Origin of the sequence: Brasilonema octagenarum UFV-OR1, from assembly GCF_963888615.1 — a bacterium.
GTDB classification, from domain to species: Bacteria; Cyanobacteriota; Cyanobacteriia; order Cyanobacteriales; family Nostocaceae; genus Brasilonema; species Brasilonema sennae.
In genome coordinates this window covers 1-16,100 of record NZ_CAWPKW010000054.1, presented here as the reverse complement: position 1 = coordinate 16,100, position 16,100 = coordinate 1, and the positions used below count along the sequence as shown (strand labels likewise).

19 protein-coding genes are annotated in these 16,100 nt (G+C 43.0%); 10 read left to right on the top strand and 9 right to left on the bottom strand.

Features of this window, described 5'->3' with window-relative positions; all coding sequences use genetic code 11:
* Positions 1–361 precede the first annotated feature (361 nt).
* The 3 genes from cynS to AC5590_RS03985 form a co-directional block, all read right to left on the bottom strand.
* Positions 362–802, bottom strand: coding sequence for a cyanase (gene cynS, locus AC5590_RS03995; RefSeq protein WP_169268209.1), 441 nt, complete (start codon positions 800–802; stop codon positions 362–364).
* A 235-nt stretch (positions 803–1,037) separates the two neighbouring features.
* On the bottom strand, positions 1,038–2,321 hold the full coding sequence (glyA, locus tag AC5590_RS03990) for a serine hydroxymethyltransferase (RefSeq protein WP_169268208.1): 1,284 nt from the start codon (positions 2,319–2,321) through the stop codon (positions 1,038–1,040).
* Positions 2,322–2,549: 228 nt separating this feature from the next.
* Positions 2,550–3,938 (bottom strand): RNA-guided endonuclease InsQ/TnpB family protein, encoded by a 1,389-nt coding sequence (locus tag AC5590_RS03985; protein WP_169268207.1) that lies wholly within the window; start codon positions 3,936–3,938, stop codon positions 2,550–2,552.
* A 67-nt stretch (positions 3,939–4,005) separates the two neighbouring features.
* On the opposite strand from AC5590_RS03985, the gene tnpA reads away from it, so the two are divergent.
* The 3 genes from tnpA (at position 4,006) to AC5590_RS03970 (ending at position 5,693) form a co-directional block, all read left to right on the top strand.
* Positions 4,006–4,419: an IS200/IS605 family transposase gene (gene tnpA, locus AC5590_RS03980; RefSeq protein WP_169268206.1), complete on the top strand. Its 414-nt coding sequence runs from the start codon at positions 4,006–4,008 to the stop codon at positions 4,417–4,419.
* Positions 4,420–4,915: 496 nt separating this feature from the next.
* Entirely contained in the window at positions 4,916–5,113 is a 198-nt protein-coding gene (locus AC5590_RS03975) for a hypothetical protein (RefSeq protein WP_169268205.1), read from the top strand.
* A 100-nt stretch (positions 5,114–5,213) separates the two neighbouring features.
* Positions 5,214–5,693 carry a Tic20 family protein gene (locus AC5590_RS03970; RefSeq protein ID WP_169268204.1) on the top strand — a complete coding sequence of 160 codons (480 nt, stop codon included), beginning with the start codon at positions 5,214–5,216 and terminating at the stop codon, positions 5,691–5,693.
* 12 nt (positions 5,694–5,705) lie between these two features.
* On the opposite strand, the gene AC5590_RS03965 is transcribed toward AC5590_RS03970, so the two are convergent.
* On the bottom strand, positions 5,706–6,407 hold the full coding sequence (locus AC5590_RS03965) for a response regulator transcription factor (protein WP_169268203.1): 702 nt from the start codon (positions 6,405–6,407) through the stop codon (positions 5,706–5,708).
* A gap of 200 nt (positions 6,408–6,607) precedes the next feature.
* Between AC5590_RS03965 and AC5590_RS03960 the strand changes: the two genes are divergently transcribed.
* The gene (locus tag AC5590_RS03960) at positions 6,608–6,730 is read left to right on the top strand and encodes a hypothetical protein (protein WP_282453087.1); all 123 of its coding nucleotides are present in this window, start codon (positions 6,608–6,610) and stop codon (positions 6,728–6,730) included.
* 94 nt (positions 6,731–6,824) lie between these two features.
* Positions 6,825–7,487: an ABC transporter ATP-binding protein gene (locus tag AC5590_RS03955; RefSeq protein ID WP_169268211.1), complete on the top strand. Its 663-nt coding sequence runs from the start codon at positions 6,825–6,827 to the stop codon at positions 7,485–7,487.
* Between the two features lie 68 nt (positions 7,488–7,555).
* Here AC5590_RS03955 and AC5590_RS03950 read toward each other — a convergent pair whose 3' ends face one another.
* Both AC5590_RS03950 and AC5590_RS03945 read right to left on the bottom strand, forming a co-directional pair.
* Positions 7,556–8,866, bottom strand: a complete 1,311-nt coding sequence (locus AC5590_RS03950) for a glycosyltransferase (RefSeq protein WP_169268202.1) — start codon at positions 8,864–8,866, stop codon at positions 7,556–7,558.
* A gap of 52 nt (positions 8,867–8,918) precedes the next feature.
* Complete coding sequence (locus AC5590_RS03945) at positions 8,919–10,253, bottom strand: cytochrome P450 (RefSeq protein WP_169268201.1); 1,335 nt, start codon at positions 10,251–10,253, stop codon at positions 8,919–8,921.
* Positions 10,254–10,430: 177 nt separating this feature from the next.
* Here AC5590_RS03945 and AC5590_RS03940 point away from each other — a divergent pair, with 177 nt between their 5' ends.
* Positions 10,431–11,081, top strand: a complete 651-nt coding sequence (locus AC5590_RS03940) for a TetR/AcrR family transcriptional regulator (RefSeq protein ID WP_169268200.1) — start codon at positions 10,431–10,433, stop codon at positions 11,079–11,081.
* 133 nt (positions 11,082–11,214) lie between these two features.
* Here AC5590_RS03940 and AC5590_RS03935 read toward each other — a convergent pair whose 3' ends face one another.
* On the bottom strand, positions 11,215–12,012 hold the full coding sequence (locus tag AC5590_RS03935) for a fumarylacetoacetate hydrolase family protein (protein WP_169268210.1): 798 nt from the start codon (positions 12,010–12,012) through the stop codon (positions 11,215–11,217).
* Positions 12,013–12,392: 380 nt separating this feature from the next.
* On the opposite strand from AC5590_RS03935, the gene rpsF reads away from it, so the two are divergent.
* From rpsF to AC5590_RS03920, 3 genes are all read left to right on the top strand, one after another.
* Positions 12,393–12,722, top strand: a complete 330-nt coding sequence (rpsF, locus tag AC5590_RS03930) for a 30S ribosomal protein S6 (protein WP_169268199.1) — start codon at positions 12,393–12,395, stop codon at positions 12,720–12,722.
* A 293-nt stretch (positions 12,723–13,015) separates the two neighbouring features.
* On the top strand, positions 13,016–13,570 hold the full coding sequence (locus AC5590_RS03925; RefSeq protein WP_169268198.1) for an Npun_F5560 family protein: 555 nt from the start codon (positions 13,016–13,018) through the stop codon (positions 13,568–13,570).
* Positions 13,563–14,504 carry a hypothetical protein gene (locus AC5590_RS03920; RefSeq protein WP_169268197.1) on the top strand — a complete coding sequence of 314 codons (942 nt, stop codon included), beginning with the start codon at positions 13,563–13,565 and terminating at the stop codon, positions 14,502–14,504. Before AC5590_RS03925 ends, AC5590_RS03920 begins: the two co-directional genes overlap by 8 nt.
* Here the strand turns inward: AC5590_RS03920 and AC5590_RS03915 are convergent.
* Entirely contained in the window at positions 14,491–14,844 is a 354-nt protein-coding gene (locus AC5590_RS03915; RefSeq protein ID WP_169268196.1) for an STAS domain-containing protein, read from the bottom strand. The two genes, AC5590_RS03920 and AC5590_RS03915, sit on opposite strands and share 14 nt — an antisense overlap.
* 461 nt (positions 14,845–15,305) lie before the next feature.
* On the opposite strand from AC5590_RS03915, the gene AC5590_RS03910 reads away from it, so the two are divergent.
* Positions 15,306–15,938 carry a DedA family protein gene (locus tag AC5590_RS03910; protein WP_169268195.1) on the top strand — a complete coding sequence of 211 codons (633 nt, stop codon included), beginning with the start codon at positions 15,306–15,308 and terminating at the stop codon, positions 15,936–15,938.
* Here the strand turns inward: AC5590_RS03910 and AC5590_RS03905 are convergent.
* Positions 15,903–16,100, bottom strand: a 198-nt coding sequence (locus AC5590_RS03905) for a hypothetical protein (protein ID WP_211178717.1), incomplete at its 5' end; no start/stop codon positions are given. The two genes, AC5590_RS03910 and AC5590_RS03905, sit on opposite strands and share 36 nt — an antisense overlap.

Sequence of the window (16,100 nt, the reverse complement as noted above, 5' to 3'; positions counted from 1 at the left end):
CCCTCCTGCAGCGCTGTCTCACCGTGCGCGGGTTCCCCGCGTTGAGGCATGTGGCATGAGCCAGTACTGGAGGAGGGTTTCCCGACAGAGGTATCTGGCGTTCGGGTTTCCCGACTTGTAGCACCTGGCGTGGGTTGGGGGGATCAACAGAATTCAACACTGCTAACTGAACCGTATTGACTTATATTGCTCCATTTTCTTGAGAGTAGTAAGGTGTCAAATCTAATGTTTTTTGTGGTGTTTGCTGTTATTGTGTGAAGAGTTAGAACGTTATTCAATTAGGGCGTAAGCAGACTTATAGAAAGATTGGTTGAAAATTTTCTGCACGTTTACAAGGATGTGAACTTCCGCAGATGAAATCTCACCATTTTTTGTATGGCAGAAATTTTCCAGACATGATGACTTTTACGCGATCGCCTTTAGAATCTTCTTCTTTTTCAATATTCAAAGTAAAGTCTATGGCGCTCATAATCCCATCACCAAACTTCTCGTGAATCACCTCTTTGATCGGCATTCCATAAACCTGCATAATTTCGTAGAAACGATAAATAAGCGGGTCTGTGGGAACAATAGGTCCCAAACCTTTGACAGGGTATTCACTTAATTCCCTAACATAAATCGTATCAAGCCCTAATGCTTCAACCAATAACTTCGCTTCTTCCTCAGAAGCACTAGCTTGACGGTAGAAAACAGATGCAATCCACACTTCGTCACGTCCCAAAATCTTTTCTAAATCAGCAAAGGTTAGTCCTTTTTCTTTTTTTGCCGCCAAAAGCGCTTGAGTTATTTCTGGGATAGACACTGGATAACTCCTGAAATGAATTGTTACTTTTTTGTGACAAACGTTTGTAGCATTTTCACTGCATTATAGTCTCATATTGGCTAAAAGACATCAAAAAAACATTGCTAAATAGAGACATAAAAAATTATGAGTTAGGAAGTTTTCATGAAAAATGCCTAACTCATAACTTACAAATATAACAATTCCAAATGAATTGTGAACTGATTCGGTGAACTACCTTAACCTAGCGATGATGTCATACTAATGCTGGTACAGGAATCGTGATGTGAGAATATAGGGGGAAGCGATCGCACAACGCTTTTACTCGTCGCCGACAATCTTCAGCAATGTCTGCTGAATCTGGATTTAATAAGCGATCAGCAATAATATTGCCAATCTCCGTAAACTCTTCGACTCCCAAGCCACGCGTTGTCATAGCTGGAGAACCCAACCTCAAACCACTAGTCACAAATGGTGACTCTGGGTCAAACGGTACTGTATTCTTGTTGGCAGTAATATTCACACCACTAACCAACTGATCCGCTTGCTTACCCGTCATACCAATCGACCGTAAGTCTACTAGCATTAGATGATTATCAGTTCCATTTGACACCAACTTTAAACCTCGGTCTTGAAGTTGGGTAGCCAAGGCACGAGCATTGTCAATCACCTGAGCAGAATATGCTTTAAACTCTGGCTTGAGGGCTTCAGCGAAAGCAACTGCTTTTGCAGCAATCACATGTTCGAGTGGTCCACCCTGATTACCAGGGAAAACCGATTTATCAAGCTTTTTACCCAGTTCTGGATCGCGGGTTAAGATTAAGCCAGCCCTGGGACCACGTAGAGTTTTGTGTGTTGTTGTAGTTACAACATCACAATAGGGAATGGGGTCGGGGTGAAGACCACTAGCAACCAATCCGGCGATGTGGGCTATATCTGCCAGTAAGTACGCACCGACTTCATCAGCAATACTACGGAATTTTTCAAAATCAATTATGCGAGGATATGCAGAATAACCACAAATCAAAAGCTTTGGACGCTCCCTAAGCGCCAGCTCTCGAATTTGGTCATAGTCTAGTTCTTCTGTTTGCTGATTAACACCGTAGTGGCAAGCCTGGAACCACTTACCAGATACGTTGACAGGTGAACCGTGCGTCAGGTGTCCCCCGTGAGACAAATCCATCCCCATGAATTTATCACCTGGTTCCAGCAGCGTCAAAAACACTGCAAAATTTGCCTGTGCGCCAGAATGCGGTTGTACATTGGCATGAGCAGCACCAAACAACTGTTTAGCACGGTCAATAGCCAGTTGTTCAATTTTGTCTACGAACTCACAACCACCATAGTAACGTTTACCAGGCAATCCCTCAGCATACTTGTTTGTCAGTACGGAACCTTGAGCCGCTAGGACAGCAGCCGAGGTAAAGTTCTCACTAGCAATCAACTCCAAGTGATCGCGTTGACGCTGTAGTTCTTGGTTGATTAACTCCGCTACCGCAGGATCGGAGGAGGCAAGAAAATCTGAGTTAGTCAAAGTCACTAATCGTTATCCTTATGGAAATTTGCACAATAGTCGGTAACTGTCTAGAGGTATGAGTTTATGGTCTAAGAGTTCTTGACTAATGACTCATCATTCATGACATTTATTTAGCCCGACTTACTCAATTATCGCCTGTCCATTCAAACAGTGAACAGTTAACAGTGAACAGTGAACAGTGAACAGTTAAGAAGTTACTTGACATCTCCCCCTTTTAGAAAAAGGGGGATTCTAGACTGTTGCTGCTCCGAGGGCTAAAAGCCCATCTGCGCAGCGTCTACGATATGATTGACTTAAGCGATAAAACAAGTCATATCGTTGTGGCAGTGCCAATACTGCCCTACCTACCTCGACCAGGCTAACGCCTAGCTGTGTAGCTACGTTTCGTGCAATGTTCGCTGCACCGTTGCAATCTGCATTAATTAACAAACCCGTGGCTGTTTTATACAACCCACGTTCTACTCTTCTACCCGATGGCTTCCAATCCTTGGGTTTTTCACCAAACTTGTGGAGACTATCGCCATCTAGAAAAGATGCTTTGCTTGTGTACGCTTCTTCGACCACAGTACAAACGATTCCGTATTCACTCGCCAGTTGTTTTAGCCGCGCAATCAATCGTCCTGTAGGGATGGGTACAAAGTTTTGATTATTGACTTTGGCCATATCAGAACCAACTTTGTGCCCGTCATTCCATCCGATAATGATGTTGCCAATCTTGTCGTTCAAACAGCGATTGACAATGAACCGCGCTGCCTTATTAATCGCATCACGCATTTGGTTGTTGCGTTTACGTTGCACTCGGTTGAGATTGGAGTCCCAGTAGAAATCAGGCTTTCCCTGTTTATACTTCGCAACCAAGCGACAATAACCTTGATTCATCGCTTTAAGCTTGCGACCATCAATAATAAAACTTTTCCCGCGTGTTGAAACGCCCGTTAGCCAGTTTGTTCCTCCGTGGTCGAATGACCAAGCATGACTGTAGTCAAGGTTTGGATTGACTTTAATTGGTTTTTTTTCATCATCAATAACCCAGTCAATCATAAATTCCCCAAGACATGGGCGGATTGTCACTTGTTTGACCCAATCAGAATCAATAAAATCAGGTAGTTTCAACTTGATTTCTATAATAAGTTCTGGTTTTGTTTGTTTGCTGATTGATGGCTTGAAGTACCCATCTTTAAAACTGAGGGCTTGACGTGGAAACGTGACTGCGGCTAATCCTCCTTTTTTGCGGTACTTAGGTAAAGACGGGCGGTCAACTTCTCCCTTGTAATAAGCTTTTACAAGTCCGTTGTAACTTGTGATTGACTCACCGACTGACTTTAAAGTTTGTTGAGCTGCCTGCGCTGCCAGACCTTTGTAGTGCGGGTTGTCTTTAAGAACTTTGTCCAATTCCGGATAAGAACTGTTGCACTGGTAAGTTTTCCAACTGCAACGCAACTCATCAGCGCGCCAGTAAGTTGTGTATGCATTATCCATTTCTTGAAGACGTGTATAATGCGTTTGCCGAATGTGGTAAACAGCACAGTTAATCAAACTACTTGCGTGTTGACACTGGTCTAACCAAAATGCATTTTCTTCCGAAGTAAATCTTGCTCTGACTGGGATAGTCCTGTACAACTAGCATCACCCTATTGTTGTTAATTATCATAGCTACTACAGGCATCAACAACATTATTCCGGAAATATGGCTAAACTATCAAGCAAAGATTATGAGTATCGGCGCACTGAAAATTCAATATCGTCAATCAATTATCATTTTGTATTTGTACCTAAACGAAGAAAGCCTATACTAGTTCAGGATGTGGCGAAACGGCTACAAGAAATTATCTTTGAACTAGTGACAGAACACGGATGGAAGATGATTGCGCTGGAAATCATGCCAGACCATGTTCACTTTTTCATTAATGCTCCCACTAATGAGTCAGCGGCAGATATTGCAAGGTGGGTAAAAGCAAGAGCGTCTCACCACTTGAGAAAAGAATTTCCTGAATTAAAAAAGCTACCCGCTTTGTGGACTCCTACCTATTTTGTGGCGACAACAGGTCAAGTCAGTACTGAGGTAGTCAAAAAGTATATTGAAAATCAACGCGGAAAGTAGAGAAACGCCGGGTTAAAACCCGTCGAGTCGGATTTCATCCCCGCAGCTATTGCCTAGGGGTTCTCATCCTCCCGCTTGCAGCCTGATAGGGGAATTTCACACGCCACATCTGGGGCGTCGGCACAGCCGCCCTACACAAGACTTGGGCGTGATCTCAGTCGAACGCTCAGTCGAGCCGCTGAGCGCTCACACCCCTACACCCTTAGCCTTGATCAAAAAATTCAAAAATTAATTTATGTATTACTTTTGACTACAAAGCAAAACAAGCAACGTACAATAAACTAAACTCAATATATAAATTTTGATGAGATTGTCATGATCCACATTCTTCCAAAGTGAGCATGGGAGGTTGGGCAAAGACAGACAAAAATGTAACAGATGTAACAACGTCCAGCAAAACGGACGAATCATCCGCTACAGCATTTATTGCCATCCTTACCAGTTTTCTCCCCCTGGGTATATGTGGATCATCCTCAGGACTGATAGGAGAAATAGGATGCTAGTAATTCTCATGGATAACCAAATTTTTGCTCCTCAACAGGTATGCCAATCTTGTTTACTTGCTGACGGAAGTGGTCAACCCCGGTGGCGTCAAGGTAAACTCTATTGTGGTCAAGCTATTCGCAAACTGACTGAACAGCAGCCAGACCAGTTTGAGTGTCTTATGGGTTTTCGAGTTGCTAATATTGAATGACCAACAACTATGCTTAATGGTAGAGACTTTATCCTCTACCTAATTAACTGCGTTATCCTTGGCATAGTAACATCAACATTTAACAACGGGAGAAATCAAGATGGCTTGGCGCGGAGGTACCACAACTCAAGACCGCCTTTTGTCTTGCTTGCCTTATCTTTTACCTTTTATTGAAGTTAGTAGTTTTGCTAAGCTGCCTTTGTTGCGATCGCTCTACATACCTTTTATTCCTCTGATTCAACTGTATTATGGGATACCATTTGCCAGTCTAATAATTTTCTTTGCTTTGTTTCTTCTTGTAGTAAGAAACGAAAAAGTTCAACACTTTATCCGCTTCCATACCTTGCAAGCTCTTTTGCTGTCTATATTTGCTTATTTGTGCGGGGCAGTTTTAGACCTTATAGGTATTGTGCAACAGGGTGCGTCAATACCAGAACCTTTGTTTCAAAGTGTGATGTTTACCTTGATTTTCGTAGCAGTTGTCGGTGCATCAATATATAGTATTGTTCAAGCTGTAAGAGGACTCTACGCTGAGATTCCCTTTATCTCCGAAGCTGCTTACAGTGGAACTCGTGACTAGAATAGTCAAAAATTAAGACTCTGGCTTAGAGAAACGATACCCAACTCCCCGTACACTCTCAATCCAAGCCGTTCCACTAATCGGGTCAATCTTTTTGCGAATCCTTTGGATACATACATCAACGACGTTGGTATTGGGGTTGAAATCATAACCCCAGACATGTTCCAGGATTTGCATACGGGTAAAGACTCGTCCAGGAGAGCGCATCAGGTATTCCAGAAGATTAAATTCGCGGGTGGTGAGTTCCACTACCTGTTGATTGCAGGTGACTTCCCGCGTGATACGATCCAATTTGAGCGAGCCGACAGACAACAGGTTTTGGCGATATTCCTGTGGAGTCCCTCCGTTAACGCTTATACTCCGACGCACTACAGCATGAATGCGGGCAACCAACTCCTCAACAAAAAATGGTTTGGCTATATAGTCGTCCGCCCCAAGATTTAAACCTTCAAGTCGATCATCTAGTTCATTGCGAGCAGTTAACAAAATCACTGGCACATTACGCCCTTCTCGTCGCAGGTGTTTAAGGATAAACAGCCCATCCTTCCCTGGAACCATGATGTCCAGCACGATTACATCATACTCATTTTCCATTGCCCTGATGTATCCATCATCACCGTTGTCGCAATAATCAACGACAATTCCCTGTTCCTTCAGTCCAGCTCGGACGAAGCTTGCTATTCTTGATTCATCTTCGACGAACAGGATATGCATGGTTTTTTGATGGTCATTCAAAACTTTGATGTTTTGAACTATCTATTGAGCAAATTAAAGATTAAAAATTTCCACCAAAGCCAGAAGAGCCAGATTTTTTATCGATTACAAAATTGTAATTCAAACAAGGGGCAAGCTGTCATCTTGGATTGATGTAATTGAAAGTATAGACGAATTATAAGTAATTAGGCGGACATGATATGACTGGCGTTAAGCTAGCTGCGCCTCCGGCAATCGCCCCTCAACTCGACTCAATGAGCGATCATTCCGCACTTGGTGGTGTTGAATCAGTGGCGGATCTCAATCTCCCATTGATTTTCTGATTTGTGTTCAAAGTAGCGTGTCCGTAGGACATATTCTGTCTTCTGACTTCTTCTTCAATTACTGCGTTACGGAGTGACTAAAATGGCTGCAACAATGATTTGGATGGAATCGATTACGAAAAGTTATCGTTTAGACAACACGGAAGTTCCGATTCTCAAGGGAATTGACTTATCCATTGAAGAAGGCGAATACGTGGCGATTATGGGAATGTCTGGTTCCGGGAAGTCTACCTTGATGAATATTCTCGGTTGCCTTGATCGTCCAACCGCTGGATACTATATTCTGGAGGGACGCAATTTAAGCACATTGGCGAATGATGAACTCGCTTACATTCGTAATCGACGCATTGGCTTTGTGTTTCAACAGTTCAATTTGTTGGCACGTTCCACCGCGCTTGAGAATGTTATGCTACCGATGGTTTATGCCAACGTGCCAAAGTCGAAACGACGCCAACGGGCAATTCAAGCTTTGACTAGGGTAGGACTAGCACAGCGCTTACATAACCGTCCTAGCCAACTTTCAGGGGGACAACAACAGCGAGTTGCGATCGCGCGTGCTCTTGTCAACAATCCCGCTCTTGTACTCGCAGACGAACCCACCGGAGCTTTAGACACCAAAACATCCCAAGATGTCATGGACTTACTGACTGATTTAAATAACCAAGGCATCACTATAGTTATCGTGACTCACGAACCCGATGTTGCTGCTCAAACCAAACGCACAATTCATGTCAGAGATGGCTTAGTCGTGACATAAGGTTGTGTTGCAAAAAATGGTAGTGCTCTGGTGGAAGTACTGAAAAACATGAATTAATAAAGAACTCATTACTGACTTGTTCTAAAAACAGGCAAGTTTGTTGATGCCAATTGCTCTAATAGCTTTGTAGCAAGAGTTGGTGCATCATAGTGACTCATCTCAGTTTTTAAGTTCTCTGCCCTTTGTTTATATTGAGATGAACTAATAATTTTCATGACAGCATCTCGAATTTGTTTAGCTGTAGGTGTACTTGTTTTGAGGTCAATTCCCACACCGGCCCATTGCACTCGCGCACAAATTTCTGGCTTCTCTTCTGTCTGACCAGCAGTAACCATTGGTACACCATTTGCTAAGGCAATTTGTACACCATTGAACCCACCGTTTGTCACCATGACATCAACATAAGGCAAAAGATGCGCGTGAGGAAGAAATTTTTCCACTCTGACATTATCAGGAATTGAAGTGAGTTGTAAATTTTCTACTGGTTGTCCTCCTGTTGTCACAACCAGTAATACATCCTCATTTGCAAAAGCCTGAATTGTGGGGATAATTAAATCTCCTGCCTCAGTTGCAACTGTACCTTGTGTGACATGAATAATAGGTTTTCCACATTTAAGATCATCCCACCAAGGTGGAGGCGTAAAGTCTGATGAAGCACTAGGCAAAAAGGTTCCGATGAAATGGACTTGAGGCGCAATGTCGCTCTTGGGATACTCAAAAGATGGTGTCGTGCCTTGTAAATAAAGAAATGGTGACAGTGCAGCAGTGAAAAAATCTTGCGACTTGGGTGGTAACCCAACTTTCGCTCGAACACTGTCGAGATGAACCCTCACATCACGCATTAAAACATTTTTTGATAACCAATTTAAAAATGTATTTCGTAATCTTCCGAGAGTTGAATTATTTGGCTGCATTCCAAGTCCAAAAGGTGCCACATCACGACTACTAAAAGGTAATGCTGACATTCCAAATGCTGCCCACGGCAAGTCAGTTTTTTCATGTAACCAGGACATACCAAGAAAGAAGACATCACACAACAAAACCTCAGCTGGATATTCGCGCAATATTTGAGTTAAATCCTCCAGTTGTGTAACTGCTGAATCAATAAAGCCGTGCTTGAGATAAAACTTAAACTGATCTAATCCCTTGAGTGCATCTTTTTGCTCTAACCAAGATTGGGGAATGGTGCTGGAGTCGCTCAAATCTATGCCTGTGCGAATTGGAACATGATGTGCGCCAGTAGCTTCAATCTTATCCTTAAATCCAATTCCTGTATACCACCATACTTCGTGACTACTTTCTACAAGCTTTCGAGCAATTGGTAAAGCGGGGTTAACGTGTCCGGTTGCAGCAATTGTACCAATTAGAAAACGAGCCATATAGCTAATAAAAGTTGATTATTTTAGAATATTCGTGCAAATTTCTAATGTTTTAAGCAGGTGTTAAGCGTACCCGTAGTTTATTCTGGGCTTTAGGAGGAACTAGCACGGGCGCAACAGCAGAATACTCTGGCGTTATCACCCAATGATATTTACGTAGCAATGAAGCCAGAAAAATCTTGATTTCCATCAACGCAAATTCTCGACCGATGCAAACGTGGGCACCACCACCAAAACCAAGCAACGAGAACGGTACTTTTTTATCTTCTTCGCGTGGTGGCGCAAAGCGATCTGGGTCAAATTCTTCTGGATTTGTATATATAGAAGACAGCCGATGCGTCACAAATTGCGAAATAATAATCGTCCAACCTGGGGGAATTTGATATCCTGCAAATTCAATCTCCTTAACCACACCCCGCACAATTAAAGAAGTTGGTGGGTAGAGTCGCTCAATCTCTTTCAAAAAATGAGTCATTTGCGGCAATTGTCGCAGTTGCTCAACATTTAAATCACCACTTCCAACAACTTGTTCAAGTTCGCAGCGCAGGCGTTGGCACCACTGGGGACGCGCCGCCAACTCGAACATTGCCCAAGATAATACACCCGCCGTTGTAAAGTGCGAAGCATTTACTAAATGCACTACTTCATCCATAATTTGCTCATCAGGTAATGTCTTCCCTTCTGTATCAACGGCTGCTAAAAATAACCCCAAGGCATCCTGTGAAGCAAGCAGTCTTAACGCTTGTCGTCTTTGGGCAATGATTAAGAGGAGTTGTCGTTTCAACTTTTGGCGTGCAATTTGTCCCTTTCCAAATGTGGTGAATGGTAGATTTAGCCGAAATAGCGTTAACGAAGCTTTTAGCTGTGCTTCATACCATTGCTCAATTTCGTCAATTTCCTGATTTTGAGGTATGCCTAATAACAGTCGCACCCCAACCAGCAAAGTCATCCTTCGCAACGCATCCATTAGAGGAACTTCACCCTGAGTCGCCAAGGTTTTAAGGCTGGCTTGCACAATTTCCTGCATTGTTTGAAAGTAACTAGCTATTGCTGTACTATGAAATGCAGGCATCATTAGCCGGCGCGTGTTTGAGTGTTCTTGTCCATCTTGAATCATCAAGGTTCGCCCGAAGGGAGGCTCTACAAAATATCGCCAACCCAAATACGAAGACAAGCAGTCTGCTTGCTCAACAAGCACGAGTCTGTTTGCTTGGGCACCAATCAAAACGGCACACTTTTGACCCAAAAGTCGCATTTTAAAGGCAGAACCGTACTTTTGCCACTTTTGCAGCAAACAGTACCCTTCACTTGCAGCAAATTGAAGATCACTCAAAATTGGCACGCCGAAATCACCCGGCATTTCCAGAGCCGATTTAAGTCGTTGCATAGCCTAGGTTCAATTAATTAAAAATTTATTTCATAAATATCAGCATGAAACACTCATAGCTTGTCTGTCAAGAGTGAATTAAATTTTTAGTTCATTTTTTCGTAAAAAAGCTTAGATGCTTGTAAAATCTATCTATAGAGGCTTGTCTGTTGCAAAGAAAATTAATTTTTTACTGTCGTGGGTGGAACAGCAAATACCAAATCTTCATCTAAAACCAAACGAGCGATACGTGATGCAGAGGCGACAAAGCAGCAGATTCTTGATGCTGCGGAGGTTGAGTTTGCCAAGCTAGGACTGTTTGGGGCGCGAACTGAGGCGATCGCAAACAGCGCAAAAGTAGCGCCCAGAATGATTTACTACTACTTCCAAAGTAAAGAAGGATTATACCAAGCGGTGTTGCAACGTCCTGCAACCCAATTCCAACAAATACTAGAGCAGCTAAATTTGGAGCAGTTACCAGCACCAGAAGCGCTAAGAATATTTTTGCAAACTATAATCGCTTATGAAATTTCCCACCGCTACCGAGGGATGTTGTTATTTCAAGAAGCGAATCAAAATCAAGGAAAGTATTTCCAGTTAACAAGTTGGCAAGAACCAATTGGATACATAACTCAAATTTTAGAAAAGGGGATGCAAGAAGGAGTTTTCTGTAAGTTAGATCCATATATGACAACACTTACTATCGCTGGCGTATGCGTTTTTTATGCTAATGCCTACGAAAACCTCAAACATCTGACCCCTGATGTCGAATTGCTAAGTTCTGAAATGATTGAGCAGTATACTCAAGCGGCTGTCAATTTGGTTTTAAAGGGTGTACTTTCTCAGTAAGGTGAAAGCTCTTATCAACTGTTCCCAACCCTCCTAACCCGAAACAGTCGCGATTTTGTCTTAGCGCGAAAAGTTTAGCATCTACCTTTTGTTTTCCTTTACCCTGGCGTGTCATTCAGTACTAGCTCTGATTTTAGTGTGTCTGATTTTGTAGGATTTCCCTATCTCTAACGGTATTTTCTAAACGACCAATACCTTCAATTTCCACACGAACCCGATCGCCAGGATTTAACGGTCCTACCCCTAATGGTGTACCTGTTAGTACAATGTCCCCTGGTAGTAGTGTCATCACCTGAGATATATAGGAGACGAGAAAATCTGGGGGAAACACCATCTGGTCAATACAGGCAGATTGTACAGGAGTTGGGTTCTCATTCAAAAAAGTCTGTAATCTGGCTCCAGGGTTGATTTCTCGGACAATCCAAGGTCCCAAAGGGCAGAACGTATCGAAACCCTTGGCTCGCGTCCATTGACTATCCCGTTTTTGTAAATCCCGTGCTGTCACGTCATTAGCAATGGTATAACCCCAAATCTTTGTTTGAGCCTCCTCTGGTGTACACTTAATGGTGCGATCGCCAATCACTAGCGCTAGTTCTCCTTCATAGTCCACTCGCTGCGAGTGCGGTGGATACTGAATTTCTTCCTGTGAAGCGATGATAGATGTAGGCGGCTTGAGAAACAGCAAAGGCTCGGCGGGTACTTCTGTTCCCATTTCTGCTGCGTGCTCTGCATAGTTCTTACCTACCGCTACAATTTTGGAAGGAGCGCAGGGAGCCAAGATTTGATAACTTTCTGGATCCAAAATTAAATCCGTGAGTTGCCCTTGTAGCCAAGGTGCAGCATCTAGCACATGTACCTTAAAAGACAGTTGTAGCAAGCCATAGTATACTTGCCCTTCTAGATTTTGAACTCGCACATACCGCTGCGCCATAACCATTGATTAGTATCCTTTTGTGCAATCGAACTGCCAGTGTGCAATGTTTCAATGAGCGATTTAGCTGCTACATAAAAATGAAAAGCTGGTAAGATTATAAAACCTGAGGGGAGAGTACTAAAACCCGTATCTTTTACCAAAGATAAAGATATAGTAGTTGGCAGACAGATCCCCCAAGCAATCCGTCGTATAGCTCACTCAGAAAAAGGATAAACAATTCCTAAAAGTGAGCAAGTATCCCGGCAACCCCATTGCACGAGAGAACGTCAAAAAGTTCCTTGCTGCTTTGTAATGTTGATTGGTGTTGGTATCGTCAATCGCGAGTGTCAATACAAGTTAACATCGGCAGCCATATAGTCCATGAGGAGATTAAAATCATGCAAATCGTTTACGAAACAATGTACATCCTCCGTCCTGATTTAACTGATGAACAGGTAGAGCAAGCGACCGCTAAATATGAGAACTTGCTGCGGGAACACGGAGCAGACAATTTCGAGATTCAAAATCGAGGTAAACGTCGTCTTGCTTATGAAATTAATAGGCAAAGAGATGGCATCTACATACAAATGAATTACACTGGACCTGGCAACATGATTGCTATTATGGAGCGCTCTATGCGTCTAAGCGAAGAAGTGATTCGCTACCTGACTATCAAGCAAGAGGTCAAAGAAGCACAACAAGCTCAGGCAACAATCCCCGCTGCCTAAAAGCTTTTGATTCATTAATTCTTCACGCGGCTCTGTTGCCCTCAAGTTTGATACTCAAGCCAGAGGAAACGAGCCGCGTCAGTGTATTTCAAGTATCTAGGATTTTTTTTACACAATCTTAAAGTAATGGTATAATAGTTAGCGCCTCAAGCTACCGTATAGACAAATAAAATGAAGCGGATTTCACAAAATAATCTCGCTAATTTTACTTATAAAAATATGTCTTACAAATGTCTAATTGCCGCAGTAGTACATGAAAAACGAAAAGTTCTGAATGGGAGGGCTAAGCCACTGTGAGTCAAAATGATACCTCGATTCAAGACCTCTATGCAGAAGCCTCGAACCTACGCCAAGAATTGCAGTTTCGGGATCAGCTAGTACAACAATTGTCTCAAGAACTCTTCCGATTGGTTAAGGGCAACACTAACTTTATGCCCCAAAGCGAAGCGTCTGAACGTTATGACACTCAACTGCAAGAATTACGAGAACAATTACAAGCTGTAGAGCAGCAGGTAAGTTTTTATCAAGAGCAAATCTCAGCACGTGACGGTGAGATTTATCAACTGCGGCAGTCTGTGCAAGAACTGAGCGATCGCAGTCGGATGCTTGAGCAAGTCGTACAAGAGTTGCCTCAAATCTATCGTCGTAAATTCGAGGAGCGCATGACTCCTGTCAGAGAAAAAGTAGCAATTCTACAACGCGATAATCGCCAACTCCAGGCAGAACTTCAGAGCGTAAGTTACCGTCTGGCGCTGAAAACCCGTACCGATTCTCACGGTGGGATAGATTTGCCAAATTTTCCTCGGGTAGCCTCCCCTCAAAATAATATTTCTACAAGCAATGCGTAAAGTCTTAGTAGTAATCGAATCCGATGGGAGAGAAATCATACAATCTCCCACCGTAAGCAGGATGTTGTCTGCAATAGAGATGGCGATTGCTGAAGACGCGACGCAAGCAACCTCTGTACAAGTGGTTGCAGTGAGGCAGCGCGGACGCCACATGCCTCTGTCGGGAAACCCTCCTATGCCCTACGGGCAGGCTCGCCCCGAAGGGGCAAAGCTCGCCGGGGGGATACTCCCTCCGGCAGACTTTGGCGCTACGCAAACGCCAACAGTACTGGCTCCCCAGGAGCGACGGGCGAACCCCGAAGGGGTGAATAATCTGACTTGTATTGACCAAATAGAAGAATTCCAGCCCTGGGATTTACAAGCCTCGAACGAATTGCAGGAGATTATTTATTGCCCTTTAACCCTCTGTTTGCCTGAAAATCTGGTAGTGCCGTTTGAAGGAATTATTAAAGCTTGTCGGGATATTCCTGGGTTACGTCACAAATTAACACAACACACACAAGTAGCCATTGGCAATGGTAGTTCTTGGTTGCCAGTGGTGTTAACGGCTTATGGACCTCTCTATGGTGAGGCTATTACTTTAGCAGATGAATTCAATGGGAAAAAGTTACCAGACAATTTACTGGCGTCTGACTTAACTTATTACCAGCCCCTGCATTTATCAGATGTGTTGCGTCAAAGCTTGTATCACATGGCACATAATCTCCTGCAACTTTTATTAGCACCACCGGCGACATATTTGATACAGTTTGGACTGGAAAAAAGTGAAATTTGTTTTGACCGTCTTTGGCCATTTCCCACTGCACCTGCTTTGGCTAGCGTTGGTGTTCAAAAGCCAGATTTATTCACTTGCCATTGGTATTGCCTGACAGCAAAGCCAATACTCGACTTGAACATCATTCCCATCGCCCAATCTGGTTTCAGGCGACTGTAACTAAACTTTTTTCTTGAACAACGGTGAAAATGTCTTCGTAAGTGTGAAACATTTCAAATACTGAATCTAGTTGAGTCAGTTCCAAAACTAACCTAACCGGATCTTGAACATTGCAAAGAACGAAACGACAACCGCTTTGACGTGCCAACTTTAAGCTTTTGACTAGGGAAACTAACCCAGAACTATCCATGAAATCAACTTTGGCTAGGTCAAGAACCCAGAGTTGATTAGGCTGAGGAACTATGGCGGACATCTTTTCGCTAAGAGCAATACCACCCTGTAAGTCTATACGTCCTTCGGGTTTAAACAAAACAACTTGACAATTTGATGTGATAGTCATGAATCTTACTGGGTAGTTGAAATATTTTACAAATGCAAAAAACAGACACAACTGCTGATTTTCTCTTCTCAGTAAAAAATGCTGCTTAATTCAGTTTCCTAGAAACTGGCAGCGATTGGGTTAAGACAGAGAATTTCAGTATTTATGCCGTATAATTTGTCCTGACTTTACCCAATATAGGCATAACCATATGATAAATTCGGTAACAACCGTATCTTTTACCAAATTTTTACAATTTCCTCATGAAAATATAAATTTTATATAAAAAGAAATTGTGTGAGGCTAGTAAGTGTACGCATGTGGTATTTTAAGCACCAAGAGTGAAAAATCAATAGTTGGTATAGTAACTATTGATTTTTGTCTATGAGTCCAGAATTTTGTAGAACGACGCAATTGACACCTAGCCCACAAAAGAGTCAACATAGAATAAAAGTAAAATTTTGTAAAGATAACGGAGCTGGATGTCTCTTGAATTTATATCACTAGAAAACATCCAGAAAGTTGCTCATGAATATGGATATTGGGCAATTTTTTTGGGAATATTGTTGGAGAATTTAGGGATTCCTCTTCCAGGTGAAACCGTCACTTTGGTTGGGGGGTTTCTTGCTGGCAGTAAGGAACTTAGTTACTGGCTAGTCCTCAGTGACGCCATTGCAGGTGCTGTTGTGGGAGGTATCTGTGGTTATTGGATTGGTAGAACTGGCGGCTGGTCTTTGCTTGTGCGCCTAGGTAGATTGTTTAGAGTTTCTGAAGCTAGACTTTTGATTATAAGAGAACAATTTAGCGAGAATGCTTCTAAAGCAGTGTTTTTTGGGCGCTTTCTGGCTTTGCTGCGAATTTTTGCCGCACCACTTGCTGGAATTGTTGAGATGCCCTTTGGCAAATTCATGATATACAACATCGCAGGAGCTATCGCATGGGCTAGTGTTATGGTGACACTTGCTTTCTTTGCTGGAAGAATTGTTTCCCTGGAACAGTTGGTTGCTTGGGTTAGTCAATTTGCAATTTTAGCATTGCTGATTCTAGCTGCTGTGATTGCTGTCCCCATATGGTTGGAGTCACGGCAAAACGAAGGTGAGGAGATCGGCAGATGAGGAGCCACTGCCTTGGGGACAATAAACTCCACTGCGGTTACCCTCCGTAGCTGAGTAGTATCGGCAATGCCGTCCTTGTAGTAAGTGGAGTACCAGGCTGCGTTGCTGTGAGGCAGTGCGTTGGGGAGCCACTGCCGTGCGCGGGTTAAGCGCGTTGAGGCA